At 44.6% G+C, this 14,717-nt stretch carries 9 protein-coding genes and 4 tRNA genes; 5 read left to right on the top strand and 8 right to left on the bottom strand.

The window, feature by feature from the left end; all coding sequences use genetic code 11:
* Nucleotides 1-23 precede the first annotated feature (23 nt).
* Both vexH and L4C38_RS05265 read right to left on the bottom strand, forming a co-directional pair.
* Nucleotides 24-3,143: a vibriobactin export RND transporter permease subunit VexH gene (gene vexH / locus L4C38_RS05260; RefSeq protein ID WP_428796493.1), complete on the bottom strand. Its 3,120-nt coding sequence runs from the start codon at nucleotides 3,141-3,143 to the stop codon at nucleotides 24-26.
* Complete coding sequence (locus L4C38_RS05265) at nucleotides 3,143-4,195, bottom strand: efflux RND transporter periplasmic adaptor subunit (protein ID WP_428796494.1); 1,053 nt, start codon at nucleotides 4,193-4,195, stop codon at nucleotides 3,143-3,145. The genes vexH and L4C38_RS05265 overlap by 1 nt, the downstream gene beginning before the upstream one ends.
* Nucleotides 4,196-4,467: 272 nt before the next feature.
* Between L4C38_RS05265 and L4C38_RS05270 the strand changes: the two genes are divergently transcribed.
* The 5 genes from L4C38_RS05270 (at nucleotide 4,468) to L4C38_RS05290 (ending at nucleotide 6,155) form a co-directional block, all read left to right on the top strand.
* Nucleotides 4,468-4,552, top strand: a tRNA-Tyr gene (locus L4C38_RS05270).
* Between the two features lie 92 nt (nucleotides 4,553-4,644).
* Nucleotides 4,645-4,729: transfer RNA gene (locus tag L4C38_RS05275), tRNA-Tyr, on the top strand.
* A gap of 83 nt (nucleotides 4,730-4,812) precedes the next feature.
* Nucleotides 4,813-4,897: transfer RNA gene (locus L4C38_RS05280), tRNA-Tyr, on the top strand.
* Between the two features lie 83 nt (nucleotides 4,898-4,980).
* Nucleotides 4,981-5,065 (top strand) — tRNA-Tyr (locus tag L4C38_RS05285).
* A gap of 337 nt (nucleotides 5,066-5,402) precedes the next feature.
* A complete protein-coding gene (locus L4C38_RS05290; protein ID WP_428796495.1) occupies nucleotides 5,403-6,155 on the top strand; it encodes a copper homeostasis protein CutC in 753 nt (250 codons plus the stop codon).
* 53 nt (nucleotides 6,156-6,208) lie between these two features.
* Here the strand turns inward: L4C38_RS05290 and phoU are convergent, their stop codons facing one another.
* The 6 genes from phoU to phoR form a co-directional block, all read right to left on the bottom strand.
* Entirely contained in the window at nucleotides 6,209-6,907 is a 699-nt protein-coding gene (phoU, locus tag L4C38_RS05295; protein WP_428796496.1) for a phosphate signaling complex protein PhoU, read from the bottom strand.
* Nucleotides 6,908-7,080: 173 nt separating this feature from the next.
* Entirely contained in the window at nucleotides 7,081-7,899 is an 819-nt protein-coding gene (pstB, locus tag L4C38_RS05300; RefSeq protein WP_428796497.1) for a phosphate ABC transporter ATP-binding protein PstB, read from the bottom strand.
* 2 nt (nucleotides 7,900-7,901) lie between these two features.
* Nucleotides 7,902-9,548 (bottom strand): phosphate ABC transporter permease PstA, encoded by a 1,647-nt coding sequence (pstA, locus tag L4C38_RS05305; RefSeq protein ID WP_428796498.1) that lies wholly within the window; start codon nucleotides 9,546-9,548, stop codon nucleotides 7,902-7,904.
* 24 nt (nucleotides 9,549-9,572) lie between these two features.
* Entirely contained in the window at nucleotides 9,573-11,759 is a 2,187-nt protein-coding gene (locus L4C38_RS05310; protein ID WP_428796499.1) for an ABC transporter permease subunit, read from the bottom strand.
* A gap of 682 nt (nucleotides 11,760-12,441) precedes the next feature.
* On the bottom strand, nucleotides 12,442-13,410 hold the full coding sequence (locus tag L4C38_RS05315; RefSeq protein ID WP_428796500.1) for a PstS family phosphate ABC transporter substrate-binding protein: 969 nt from the start codon (nucleotides 13,408-13,410) through the stop codon (nucleotides 12,442-12,444).
* On the bottom strand, nucleotides 13,407-14,705 hold the full coding sequence (gene phoR / locus L4C38_RS05320) for a phosphate regulon sensor histidine kinase PhoR (RefSeq protein WP_428796501.1): 1,299 nt from the start codon (nucleotides 14,703-14,705) through the stop codon (nucleotides 13,407-13,409). Before phoR ends, L4C38_RS05315 begins: the two co-directional genes overlap by 4 nt.
* Between the last annotated feature and the right edge of the window lie 12 nt (nucleotides 14,706-14,717).

A 14,717-nucleotide genomic window follows, 5' to 3' on the forward strand; every position in this document is an offset into this window, starting at 1 on the left:
TATTTAACTAAAATTCCTTCAACTTACATCTCGCCGTGAGAAATTCGCCCCTTCGTATCATGATCTAACTCGCGATTAAGCTCAGCCTCGATATAACCAGGCGACTGCGTGCTAGCAGAAATTAAGCGATACATGGCAGGAATAACAAACAAGGTGACCAGTGTGGCAAAGCCCATACCAAAGAAGATCACAGTACCAACCGCCACGCGACTTTCATAACCAGCACCAGTCGAAACAATCAATGGAATTGCACCCGCTAACGTAGTGAATGCCGTCATCATGATTGGACGAAGGCGACGTGCTGACGCATCAATAATCGCTTTTTCAAACTCAAGACCACGATCCCGCAGCTGGTTGGTAAACTCTACAATCAAAATACCATTTTTAGTCACCATACCAATTAACATGATCATGCCAATCTGACTATAGATATTGAAACCTTGCCCCATTATGAACAAACCCAAAAATCCACCAAATACGCCCATAGGTACAGTCAACATCACCACCAGCGGGTTAATAAAGCTTTCAAACTGCGCCGCCAATACTAAATACGCCACCAGTAGTGCCAAAGCAAACACGATTAACACACTCGATTGGTTCTCTTTGTAATCTTTCGATTCACCTGAGTAACTAACACTGATGTCATTGGGTAGATTATCAATGGCTTGTTGATCAAGAAAATCTAACGCATCCCCTAAGGTATAGCCATCCGATAAGTTAGCCGAAACAGTGACCGCTTTTTGTTTGTTGTAGTGCGACAATCGTACCGCTGATGCTACTTCTTCAATCTTGGTTATCGCGTCTAACGTTACGAGTTCACCCGAAGCAGTGCGCATGTAGATTTGTGTTAAATCGGCAGCATTGTTGAAGCTGTTTTCATCACCGCGTAAATAAACATCGTACTCTTCACCACGTTCAACAAAAGTCGTTTCGCGCTTACCGCCTAACATAATCTCTAAGGTATCTGAAATTTCAGCTACACTAATACCGAGTTCAGCTGCACGCTTTTTATCAACCGTGACCAACAATTCAGGTGTTTTTTCAGAGTAGTCAATCTCAGCACCTTCCATATAAGGTGACTCGTCAGCCAGCAATTTTAGCTTTTCCGCCCACAATTTCAGCTCTTGATAATCCGAACCACCCAACACAAATTGTACAGGCTCACTTGAACCACCTCTAAAGCCTGGCGTGAATGGGAACACGCGTACATCTGCCATTCCATTTAGCGCCTTGCGAACTTCACCAAGCGCTTGCTGCGCCGTTACCGTTCGATCATTCCAGTCATCTAGAATCATGATCACAAAGCCCGTTTGGTCACCTGCCATACCACCAAATGCAGGAGACTGAATCGAGAATGATTTTAAGAAACCTTGCCCCAATAATGGCATCAAGCGATTCTCAACTTCCTCCATGTTGGTCGACATACGGTTGTAACTGGTGGCGTCCGCTCCGCGAACAAAAGCAAAAATTACCCCTCGGTCTTCATTTGGTGTGAGTTGCGCGGGTACCTGCTGCATTAAACCATAACTACCACCCATGCAGGCGAGGATCACCAGAGGAGCAACCCATTTTACTTTTAGTGCATAACCAAGCGATTTACGGTAACCGCCTTCCAAACGTGAAAACAGTCGATCAATAAATAAATTAAAACGTCCCGGCTTTACGTTGGCTTTTAAGATTTTACTGCCCAGCACGGGGGTCAATGTTAGTGCAATCAATGACGAGAAAATCACCGACATTGCAAGTAATACCGAGAACTCGGTAAACAGCAAACCAACCATACCATCCATAAACGAGATTGGCAGGAATACCATCACCAATACCAGCGTAGTGGCAATAACCGCAAAGCCGACTTCTCGGGTACCTTTAAACGCCGCTAGTAGCGGTTTTTCACCCCGTTCAATATGGTGGAAGATATTTTCCACCACCACGATGGCATCATCTACCACCAAACCAATTGAAAGAATCAACGCCATCAAAGTGATCAGGTTAATTGAAAAACCAAAATAATATGCCGCGATAAAAGAAGAAATCAGTGATACTGGCACCGTAATCGCAGGAATCAACGTTGCACGCGCCTGGCCAATAAACACATACAGAACGAGGATAACTAAGCCACCCGTTACAAATAGCGTGCTATACACCTCTTCAATTGAACGTTCGATAAATACCGTTGAATCGTAATCAACCGCTAAACGTGTACCATCAGGAAGAAACTTCTGAATCGCTTCAACCTCACTATGCACCTGCTCCGCCACTTCCAGCGGATTAGCATCAGATTGCGGCACAATGCCCAAGCTAACGTTGACCACACCATCACTTTTGAAGGTCGAATTTTCGTTCTCAGCACCGATATAAACATCGGCCACATCTTTCAGGTAGATTGGCGTATTTTCGCTCGCGCGACGAACCACCAAATACTCAAAATCTTCGACTTGCTGATAAGTCCGCGCCGTACGCACAGACATCACGGTTTGGTCGTTACGAACTTCCCCACCTGGGCTTTCTAAGTTCTCACTGCGCAGTGCTTGAGTAATGTCAGCGGTTGTTACACTGCGCCCAGCCATCAGTTCAGGTTTTAACTTAACGTACATCACTTTGTAGAGACCGCCTGATATATCGACGGAGCTTACTCCAGTCAGCAAACTGAAGCGATCCATCAACACACGTTCTACGTAATCGGTTAATTGAGTGCGGTCCATCTCAGATGAACTTAAATTGATGTAGAGAGATGCCTCACCAGAGCCATTATTTTTGTAAACAATCGGATCATCCGCTTCCTCAGGCAAAGAACGCTGCGCGCGCGATACTGCATCACGTACATCACTAACGCCTGAATTCAAATCGTATCCGAGATCAAAGGTTATCGTGATGCGCGACATACTGTTGCGCGTCGTTGAGGATATCTCATCAATACCACTAATACCGGATAGCTGATCTTCCAATATCGAGGTAATTTGGCTCTCGATGATGGTTGCCGATGCCCCTTCATAGCGGGTACTGATCGATACGACTGGGCTTTCAATATCCGGCATTTCACGTACGGCAAGTTTCGAGAAAGATACAATACCGAACACGCACAAAAGCAAGCTTAAAACCAGTGCTGATACTGGTCTTTTCACCGACACATCAGACAACCACATTATTTGTCACCTTTTTGTTTTGGTACGCTACCTTGCTCTTGTACGCTTGCACCGTCGCGCATATTTACAATACCCTGCACAACAATCTTATCGCCGATGCTCAACCCTTTATTGATCACTACTTGGTTTTCAATACGAGCCCCTAAAATAACTTCGGTGCGTTGAGCTACATTCTCGGAATCAATCACGTAGACGTAACGTTTAGTACCTGAATACTCAAGCGCTTGTACTGGAATAATCGGCGCGTTAATTGCTGGAAAATCCATATCAGCCGAAACCAACATGCCCGGTTTTAATTTGAGGTCATTATTTTGGAAGTTAATACGTACACGGAGGTTCAAGGTTTCTTGGTTGATGCGTGAATCAATACCGACGACTTCACCTTGAAATACTCGCTCACCCCACGCACTGGTTGTCGCTGTTACCGTCATACCGTTTTCGACTTGTGCTAAGTAACGCTCTGGCACTTGCAGATCTAACTCCATTACTGAAAGATCATCTAAAGATAAGAGCTCTGTACCTGCCGAAACCATTTTTCCTCGGCTAAAGTCGATAAAACCGACGGTGCCACCAAATGGTGCGCTAATATGCAGATCTTTAAGATTGGCGTTGGCTGCATCTAAGCGCGCCTGAGCTATCTCCACATTAGTTTTTTGTGCATCAATTTCAGTTTGAGTAATGGCATTGCGTTTGACCAAACGCTCAAATTCTTTCAACTTACGCTGTTCATCCTTTAAATACGCTTTGGCTTCTTTTACTGCTGCGGAAGCTTTGTCATCATTCAGTTGGATAAGTAGTTGCCCTCTTGTCACCACTTGATTAGCTGATACGGCGATCGTTTCAACTTTACCTGTCGCTTCAGGAGAGACCATGACCGATTGAGCTGCTTCCAATTTACCCACTAAAGAGAGTGATTGTGAAACTTGATGGGTTTGAACTTGCTCGGTAACGACTGTTATAGCCTGAGGACCTTGAGGGCGTTTTGCCAACACCACTGGTGAGACGCTTAAAATAGAGACCGTCAGTAAGCTTAAAATCAGTTTGTTTTTCATCGTTAAGTATTCTTCCAGAAATATCTATTGATTATTTTACTCGTAAATATCAGTAAATAACGTCAAGGAATGTAAATCCTCTTACGCTATTCGTAAATTAATTCGGTCAATTAGCGAGCAAAATGTTTATTTACCAACTCCTTTGTCCAAAAAGGCATCATTCAAGTCAAAATTAGGAGAAAAACGCTTTACAGTGTTTATGAGTTTGCTATGATGCGCTCCGCACTTGAGGGATGTGTTGGGAAATCATCACTTAAGTATAAAAACACCCTGGAGGGGTTCCCGAGTGGCCAAAGGGAGCAGATTGTAAATCTGCCGGCTCTGCCTTCGATGGTTCGAATCCGTCCCCCTCCACCATATTTCTTCTTGTGGTTCTTGATTAAGAGATATCATGAGAAACAACTTGGTTATTGCGTTGGGAAATCAACAACTAAGTATAAAAATACCCTGGAGGGGTTCCCGAGTGGCCAAAGGGAGCAGATTGTAAATCTGCCGGCTCTGCCTTCGATGGTTCGAATCCGTCCCCCTCCACCATATTTTCTCTGCTGTTTTATTAGAGTATGAGAGTAACTTGGTTGTCGCGTTGGGAAAACAGCAATTAAGTATAAAAATACCCTGGAGGGGTTCCCGAGTGGCCAAAGGGAGCAGATTGTAAATCTGCCGGCTCTGCCTTCGATGGTTCGAATCCGTCCCCCTCCACCATATTTTCTCTGCTGTTTTATTAGAGTATGAGAACAACTTGGTTATTGTGTTGGGAAATCAACAGCTAAGTATAAAAATACCCTGGAGGGGTTCCCGAGTGGCCAAAGGGAGCAGATTGTAAATCTGCCGGCTCTGCCTTCGATGGTTCGAATCCGTCCCCCTCCACCATATATTAGAAGCCAGCTCATTGAGCTGGCTTTTTTCATATCTAACTCTCGCTTTATGCTGCCTAATCTCTTTTATTAATCACTAGTCATTATAAGCCTGCCTTACGTACTCACACCCACAACAATAGTGGAAAGCTATAACCAAGAAACTTGAAGATGCAGGTAGGCGGCAAGTAAGAAAGCCCCATGAGCATAGGTGAACTATGTGATTGGGGCGCACGAGCACAGCCAACACCGCTGCAACTTCAAGTATGACGGGGATATTTGCTTATCTTTACCCTATTCAACGCCTACACCTAGGCTACAATGATTCCATCAAATTTATGCGGGTGCTTAACATGACTTATCAAATAGAAGTTTGTATTGATAACTTAGAATCTCTTCACTACGCCATCTCTGGTGGTGCTGACCGTATTGAGCTTTGCTCATCATTAGCACTTGGTGGTTTAACACCAAGTTTTGGTTTTATGCAACAAGCTGCCAAGATATCCACTATTCCCGTTTATGCCATGATTCGCCCTCGCCAAGGTGACTTTCTTTATAGTGAAGAGGACATCGAGTTGATGTTATTGGATATTGATGCAGCAGCTCATGCTGGCTTGCAAGGCGTCGTGTTTGGCGTGCTGACAGCAGATGGCGATATTGATATGCAGCAAGCAACTCGATTGGCACAGCAGGCAAAGAGTCATAATCTGGGTATCACTTTCCACCGCGCGATTGATCAATGTCGAAACTATATCAACGCCATCGAAGCGGTTGCTGAACTGGGCTGTGAACGCATCTTAACTTCAGGGCTTGCCTCAAATGCCGAGCAAGGCATTGAGGTTTTGGCGAAAATGGTAGAATTGGCGAATGGTCGCTTTGCCATTATGGCTGGAGCGGGAGTAAATGCAGGCAATATTGCGCATATCGCACGATCAACAGGCATAACGCAGCTACATCTGTCTGGCAAAACAACCCGTCAAAGCCAAATGAATGTAATCGCTGAACAAGCCAAAATGGGCAACCAAGAGCTCGATGATTTCATTGTTCCAATCACCTCAACACAAACCATTGAAAAAGTTATGAAAGCGCTCAGAACCTTAATTTAAGATGCGAAGTCTCGTTAAGATTACCCGCATTCCATTATGAATAAGGTTGGTGTTTAACGCAGTGCATCATCAATGCTTTGATCACCTAAATGCCTGACATCTTTACCTTTAACAAAGTAGATGATGTATTCACAGATGTTTTGACAGCGGTCGCCGACACGTTCAATCGCTCGCGCTGACCACATCACTTGTAAGATCTGTGGAATATTCTTCGGATCTTCCATCATATACGTCATTAGCTGACGTATCACAGCTTCATACTCGGCATCCAAGCGATCATCCATCTTGTACACTGCTGCTGCCGCATCTACATCCATACGTGCAAAGGCATCCAACACTTGATGCAGCATGTTCACCGCTTGGCGACATAGCGGCTCTAAGGAAACATTAAATTGCTTGTCTTGAGAAGATGGGTTCTCAATCGCCACCTTAGCAATACGAGCGGCAACATCACCAATGCGCTCTAAATCCGTGATGGTTTTTATGATTGCCATAACTAAACGCAGATCTTTCGCCGTTGGCTGACGTTTAGCAATAATGCGCGTGCACGCTTCATCAATGGAGACTTCCATTGCATTCACTTTATGATCATCACGCACCACTTTACCAGCCAACTCAACATCTTCATTGTGCAATGCTTGCATCGCAAACGAGAGTTGCTGCTCCACCAAGCCTCCCATAGTTAAAACATGGGTACGAATCGATTCCAATTCGGCGTTAAATTGCCCAGAAATGTGACGTCCAAAGTTCATGAATGAGGTGTAACTCCCTTTAAGGTAAGAACAGGGATAAAGAGTACCCCCTAAATAGTTGGAGTTGCAGCTAGGCAATCCATAAATTCAGCCTTATGAGCATAGATGTACTATGTAATTAGTGCTGGATTTATGCAATTAACGACGCTGCGCTTCAAATATGACGGAGAAGCTTAGCCGTATCGACCAGTAATGTAGTCTTCGGTCTGTTTTTTCAATGGGGAAGTGAAAATAGAATCGGTATCTGAGTACTCGATCAATTTCCCCATATGAATAAAGGCAGTATGGTCACTCACCCTAGCGGCCTGTTGCATATTGTGAGTAACGATAACCACAGTGTATTGGGTTTTCAGCTCATTAATCAGCTCTTCAATCGTCAAGGTTGAGATTGGATCAAGTGCTGAAGTAGGTTCATCTAATAACAGAACTTCCGGCTCGATCGCGATTGCTCGCGCAATGACCAAACGTTGCTGCTGCCCCCCTGAAAGCCCAAATGCATTTTCATGCAGACGATCTTTTACTTCGTCCCAAAGCGCTGCTGCACGCAATGAGCGCTCAACTGCATCATCGAGTTGACGGCTATTTTTTAAACCTTGCAACCGTAAGCCATAAACTACATTTTCGTAAATCGATTTAGGAAACGGGTTAGGGCGTTGGAATACCATCCCAACTCGACGGCGCAACGTGGCAACATCGACATCTGGATGGTATACATTTTTACTATGCAACTTCACTTCCCCTGTCACACGGCAACCGTCAACCAGATCATTCATCCGGTTAATGCAGCGCAACAAGGTTGATTTACCACAACCTGAAGGACCGATAAACGCGGTCACTTGCCCTTTAGGAATACGCATCGAGATATCACTTAATGCCTGGCTGCTGTGATAAAACAAATTCAGCCCTTCAATAGCGATAGCCGTTTGCTCGTCGCTCAAATTGTTCACATCTAAAGGGGCTTGATAACCCAATGTATGATTAACTGAAAACATGCTTAATCTTGCCCCAATGTTCGATATTTCTCGCGTAAATTATTCCGAATACTAATTGCCGTTAAGTTTAGCCCGACAATCACTGTCACGAGTAAAAATGAGGTTGCATAAACCAATGGTCTAGCACTTTCAATATTGGTGGTTTGGAAGCCTACATCATAAATATGGAAGCCTAAATGCATAAACTTACGCTCTAGATGTAGGTAGGGAAACTGTCCATCCACAGGCAAGCTTGACGCCAATTTTACGGCTCCGACCAACATTAATGGGGCAACCTCTCCCGCCGCACGTGCTACCGCAAGGATCAATCCAGTAATTATCGCAGGGCTTGCCATAGGCAATACAATTCGCCACATGGTTTCAAATTGCGTTGCACCAAGAGCAAGAGAGCCATGGCGAACTGAAGTTGGAATACGAGACAAACCTTCTTCGGTTGCGACAATCACTACAGGTAATGTCAGAACGGCTAAGGTCAACGCTGACCATAAAAGCCCCGGCGTACCAAACGTCGGCGTTGGTAAGCGCTCTGCATAGAAAAGATCATCAATCGATGCACCTAGGGTGTAAACAAAAAAACCGAGCCCAAACACACCATACACAATCGATGGAACACCGGCTAAATTAATTACCGCAACTCGGATAATACGGGTGAGCATATTGTTCTTCGCGTATTCATGGATGTAAATTGCGGCAACTACACCTAGCGGCATCACAATCACCGACATGATCAGCACTAGCAGTACTGTACCGAACATGGCTGGGAAAACGCCACCTTCGGAGTTCGATTCGCGAGGCGAGCTGGAAAGAAACTTCCACATTTCCTTCGCCCATTGAGCTACTTTATCGACAGCGGTCATCTGATTTGGATACCACATATCCAAAATATGACTGAGTGGGATAAGGACTTGTTGCCCAGTCATATCTTCAACAATCAAACCTTGCTTGGCAAGTTTCTCACGCAAATCATCCAACTTGGCTTCCGCCTCTGAAAGCTGCTGGCGAAACTGCTTTGATTGCGCATTATAGATTGCCAGATAGTTTTCATCTAAGTTGCTGTTTAATTCACGTTTACGTTTTTCCAAACGTAAATCGTTGGCTTGAACGCTGATAGCTTGCACTTCTTGCTCAATGATACGTTCTATCTCATTACGCACCAATTGACTCAATTTAAGTGACTCACTCAAACGCGGCTGGAAATCAGCATGGCTTTGCCCAAGAGCATCTTGATACGCTATTGGCTGACCATAGAAATCGCCACTGCGAATACGCTCTATCACCGCCCAATGTGGCGGTTTTGAGCGGCTTTTAATATCGACATCTAAAATGGAGATAAAATCTGCTGGATAAATATCACGATTAGCCACTTTAATATTGAGTCGTTCTACCTGCTCTTTTTGCTTATCTAATTGAGGAAGGTGGATACCTAACTCTTGTAAATAGTCAATCGACACTGACTCTTGCGCGTATAGCTGTCCAACTAGAATCTCACCATCATTTGTAGTCCATTGGTAGAGAGGAGCAGGCCAAAAATAAGACAGCCCTTTCCAACCAATAAGCAGCAGTAGCCCAAGCACAGATAGCAAACTAATGCTAACTGCTCCACCGGTTAACCATATCCAAGGTGCACCTGATTTTAGCCACTTAAACACAAACGTGAATTCCTATAATTAAACTTACAATGCTCGATATTTATCACGCAAGCGCTGGCGCACCCACTCCGCTATCGAGTTTACGGCAAAGGTAAACACCAACAAAATCAAAGCCGCTAAGAAAAGAATACGGAAGTGCGAACTGCCCACTTCAGACTCAGGCATTTCAACCGCAATAGTTGCCGACAATGTGCGCATCCCTTCTAGGATATTCCAATCGAGAATCGGCGTATTGCCCGTAGCCATCAGCACGATCATCGTTTCACCGACTGCCCGCCCCAGCCCCATCATAATCGCAGAGAAAATACCGGGACTTGCGGTTAACAATACGACATGAGTTAAGGTTTGCCATGGCGTTGCACCTAAAGCAAGCGAGCCATCAGACAGGTGCTTAGGCACCGAAAAAATTGCATCTTCTGCGATAGTGAAGATGGTAGGTATCACAGCAAAACCCATCGCAAAGCCAACGACCAGAGCATTACGTTGATCAAAGTCGATACCAAAGTCAGCAAGATAGATGCGTACATCTCCTGCAAAAAGCCAAGCTTCAATCGCGTTACTTTGATTAAGAATAAAAGCCGTCACTAACACCAAGCACGGCATTAAAACCAATGCATGCCAACCGTTAGGTAACCGGCGTGTCCATTGCACCGGTAACCAGTGCCACAGCGCACCCACTGCCACTATCGATATTGGCAAAAACAACAGCAATATCATCACCGAGGTTAAATGAGTCTCGACAATAGGGGCAAACCAGAGCCCTGCTAGAAAGCCAATAATGACCGTCGGCAGTGCTTCCATCAATTCAATTGACGGTTTTACCAATCGACGCATTCTTGGGGTCATAAAATAAGCAGTATAAATAGCTCCGAACACCGCAATAGGTACCGCGAACAACATGGCGAAAGCGGCGGCTTTTAAAGTACCAAAAGCAATCGGTACTAAGCTGAACTTAGCCTCAAACTCATCACTAGCCGAGGTGGTTTGCCAAACATACGCTGGCTCTGGATAGCTCTCGTACCACACCTTTTGCCATAGCGAAGAAAGTGACACTTCAGGGTATGGGTTATCAAGATGGGCGACGTTCAATACATCATCAGACAGAGCGATCAAGTATTGTTCGTTGTTCGACATCGCAGCTAACCACGGAGCTTTGCTGTAGGCGCGTTCGAAAATAACCAGCTTCTCACTTGTGGTGTAGTGACTTTGCACCATGCCATCAATATAAAAACTATAGAAACCTTTACGGTAAGAATCTGGCAATAAAAACTGCAATTCAGACGCTAACTTAAACTCACGGATAAACGTCAGTTTTCGCTCTCCCGTTTTAAGTACGTCAAACCATTGCGACACTAAACCATCTTTGTGGGTAGCCAATATTGACGAAGCACCTGATAGCACATCAATCTTCGTCACTGAATGCTTACCGCTACCTTGGCTAAGATCAACAATTTCACGCACAACAAACCGATCTTCTTGCTGTTTAATCACAATAAGCTCGGAACCTTGACGCAAATAGAGTGTTTTACCATCTGGGGTGAGGAGCATTTGTTCCGGCTCAGGCATTAACTGGTCAAAAACAAAACTATGCACTTTTTTATCGAAGCTTTGCCATCGAATACGGATACGTTCATCATCAAAGTAACCCACCAATGCCGTCTGTGTACCGACAGAAAAGGCAAACTTTTCTAACTGAACATCCTTGAACGATAAGTTGATATCATCCTCTAGTTGCTTCAGTTTTGGCGAAAATGTTCGGCGATCGTTTTTGATAACATTGGTCATTTGAGGCTGAAAGAGCGTGACATCACCTTCTTTCGTAGCAAAACCATACCACTCTAGCGCTCCGGGCATTTGTGCAAACAAGGTAAATTGCTGAGTAAAATCCACTGAAAATTCAGGTAATGAATTACCTTTATTTAACGACCAAAAGTCTACTTGTCCGTGTTGGGAAACAACAAATGCGTGTTCACCATAATCATCAATACCTGCCGCGATGGGTTGTGGGGTCGTGATGATTTGAGAAGCAATATTCGGCGTTAACTTGGCATCAGAAAATAGTGGTAACACCATCATAGCGAGATAAACAAAGATCAATACGAGTGCAGCCAACACACCCACTCCACCAGCAGACACAGCAAACCTGACGAAGCGATCTTTCATGAATCGCTTTCTATCTTTTTCCTTCAATGAAAAATCGGCTTTAGCCATGTATCCAATACTCTGTTGTTAGTGCGAGATCTCGCGATTTAACTCTATTTAAGCGCAGATTGCGCGCTGACTAGTCCAACAATCTCTTTTAGTGAAAGCTATACGTCATCTACCACTATCTCACGCATAGTTGATGCCGAGATGGGCGTAACTCGAATCGTGATGTGAATGGTACGAGAAACTGAGCACTGAAAACACAATGCCCTTTAATGCACCAAGGTTCTAATTCTGCCCAAGAGTATACTATTTTACTTTGATGACAATTATATTACAGCTAATAATAAATAATTGAATACAATGGAATATTATCAAGTCACCCGCCAACAACATTCGCTGTTGTTATTATTGCAATTGACACTGATAACATAACGAAAATAGGTTAATTTTCTTAATCTAACTTCTATTTTTCTCTCGTTAGCGAGGAATAAATCGCTGAATGAATTCGGAAACGCTAGACACACCATTAGAGCGTATACCCTTTCTGGGTATTTACTCAAATAACCCCAGTGCACTTTGTCAATGTTCCTAAGGTGGGAAGCTTCATATTCTATGTGTGTGAGTACGTGGTCGTGATAGCAAGGATATGTAGTTACTTAAATGGGAGTAAAGCAACTAATGACTGCCGATAGTTCGATTGAACCCGCAGATTGGCGATAGTTGGCGTTAAAAATTCGTCCAACTCTTAATTGACGAAAATGCCAACTTTAGCTAATTCCTGTAGCGCTATTTTTGGCGAGATCGCTACATAACCATCTTTTTCGACCAAACTCTGTCCCTGTTCGGAATAGATAAAGCGAATAAACTCTCTTTGTAATGGCGACAACGCCTTACTCGGATGCTTATTTATATATACATATAAGTAACGCGATAGTGGGTACTTACCTGACAATATATTATCACGCGTTGGCTCAACGTAATCATTGCCCGTTTTAGCAACAGGAATACGCTTTACTCCCGAAACTTGATAACCAACACCTGAGTATCCAATGGTGTTGATTGATGAGGCAATAGATTGAACCACTGAAGCGGAACCCGGTTGCTCATTCACATTATCGCGAAAATCACCACCGCATAGGGCGATCTTCTTAAAGTAACCATAGGTACCCGATACCGAGTTACGACCAAACATTTGAATCGAACGTTGTGCCCACGAGTAATCCAAACCTAAATCAGCCCAAGTTTGCACTGGCTGAGTCGCACCACAGCGTAACGTGGCAGAAAAAATACTGTCGAGCTGGACAAAGTTCAGCCCTTTAACTGGATTGTCCTGATGGACAAAGAGACCAATCGCATCTATCGCCACCCGCAGCGCAGTCGGTTTATAACCATGAGCACGTTCAAATGCTTCAATTTCACTATTTCGCATCGGTCGACTCATTGGACCAAATTGTGCAGTTTGTTCAGTCAATGCTGGCGGTGCTGTTGAAGAGCCAGATGCTTGTACCTGACCATTAACACCTGGATATAACTGTTTAAATTCTTCCACCCACAATGTCGTCATACCCGCGAGAGTATCTGACCCCACACTGGTCAAAGCACCGCTGATCCCTGGCACTTTTTTGTACGGAAGAAACTGCTCTTTAGCGCTTGCGGAAAAGCTCAAGAGTCCAATAATCAATGACGCAGCTAAACTTGTTATTATTCTCATCATTTCACTACTAACCGCTCTGGAAGCAGGAAAGAGAACTTACTCCCCACCCCAACTTCACTGATAATATTTAGCTGTGTATCGTGGTGAGTAAGTGCGTGCTTGACGATCGCTAAACCTAAGCCACTGCCACCGGTATCTCGTGAGCGTGCCTTATCAACGCGATAGAAGCGCTCTGTGAGTCGATGTAAATGCTGAGGCTCAATCCCTTCCCCGCTGTCTTCAACCGACAAACAAGCGCCTTGTGCCGTCAAATACCAACGTACATTCACCTTTGCTCCGGCAGGCGTGTATTTCACCGCGTTGTAGACCAGATTGGAGATAGCACTGCGCAATTGGTCGTCGTCACCCAGAACAAGTAAAGATTCATCAACATCGAATTTAAGTTTGTGCTTTTGCTCTCCACTCAAGCTTATCGCTTCTTTTTCCAGTACCTCTAACATCGCCGGAACATTGACTACTTCGTCCAATTCATGCATAGGTGCAGCTTCAATTTTTGACAGCGTAAGTAGTTGATTTACCAGGCTATTCATACGATTCAACTGCTCTGTCATTACGCCATGAGCACGGCTCCACATCGGACCAACCAACATATCTGGGTCTTCCGTCATTTCAAGGTAGCCTTGCAGTACCGTCATTGGTGTACGAAGTTCATGCGATACGTTGGCAAAGAAGTTACGACGCATTCCTTCCAACTGTTTGAGCTGAGTGACATCACGAACCACCATCAAGTGTTCACCTTCGGTGTACGGTACTATGCGTAGCTCAAGCATTCGTTCTACGTTAAGTGGTGAACGCATCTCTAGCGGTTCTGCATAGTCTTGCTTGGTCAGGTACTTGATAAAATCTGGCGTTCGGATCAAATTGGATATGGGTTGCCCTGAATCATCCGGCCAACGAAACCCTAGTAGATGCTGGGCAAGCTTGTTGCACCAAACAATATTGCCTTCACTACGAAAAACCACCACCGCATCGGGCAGTGATTCCGCACCGTTGCGGAATCGACGGATCAGGTTAGTCAACTCTTTGCGCTTTTTCCGCTGACGCTGTTGCAGGCGATAGATACCATTAAACAGCTCTTCCCAGTTTCCCGTACCTGCAGGTGGTGTTAGACGCTTCTCATCCCACAACCATGCAGAAAAACGCATCTGGTTATGTAAATGCCAGACAAGCTGCAAAGCCGTGGCAGCTAAAAGCAACCACGGCATGTAACCGAAAATCCAACCGATAATCACCCAAGGGGTGTAAAAAAAGGCTAACTCCCAGACCAGCCTTTTCCAAGTTAACCTTGCAACCACTTACTTCTCCAT

Origin of the sequence: Vibrio kasasachensis (assembly GCF_050337565.1) — a bacterium.
GTDB classification, from domain to species: domain Bacteria; phylum Pseudomonadota; class Gammaproteobacteria; order Enterobacterales; family Vibrionaceae; genus Vibrio; species Vibrio kasasachensis.

What these genes read in the sequence shown, in the direction of transcription:
- vexH (WP_428796493.1), bottom strand. Translation starts at nt 3,143, where the DNA reads ATGTGGTTGTCTGATGTGTCGGTGAAAAGACCAGTATCAGCACTGGTT.
- L4C38_RS05265 (WP_428796494.1), bottom strand. Translation starts at nt 4,195, where the DNA reads ATGAAAAACAAACTGATTTTAAGCTTACTGACGGTCTCTATTTTAAGC.
- L4C38_RS05290 (WP_428796495.1), top strand. Translation starts at nt 5,403, where the DNA reads ATGACTTATCAAATAGAAGTTTGTATTGATAACTTAGAATCTCTTCAC.
- phoU (WP_428796496.1), bottom strand. Translation starts at nt 6,907, where the DNA reads ATGAACTTTGGACGTCACATTTCTGGGCAATTTAACGCCGAATTGGAA.
- pstB (WP_428796497.1), bottom strand. Translation starts at nt 7,899, where the DNA reads ATGTTTTCAGTTAATCATACATTGGGTTATCAAGCCCCTTTAGATGTG.
- L4C38_RS05310 (WP_428796499.1), bottom strand. Translation starts at nt 11,759, where the DNA reads ATGGCTAAAGCCGATTTTTCATTGAAGGAAAAAGATAGAAAGCGATTC.
- L4C38_RS05315 (WP_428796500.1), bottom strand. Translation starts at nt 13,410, where the DNA reads ATGATGAGAATAATAACAAGTTTAGCTGCGTCATTGATTATTGGACTC.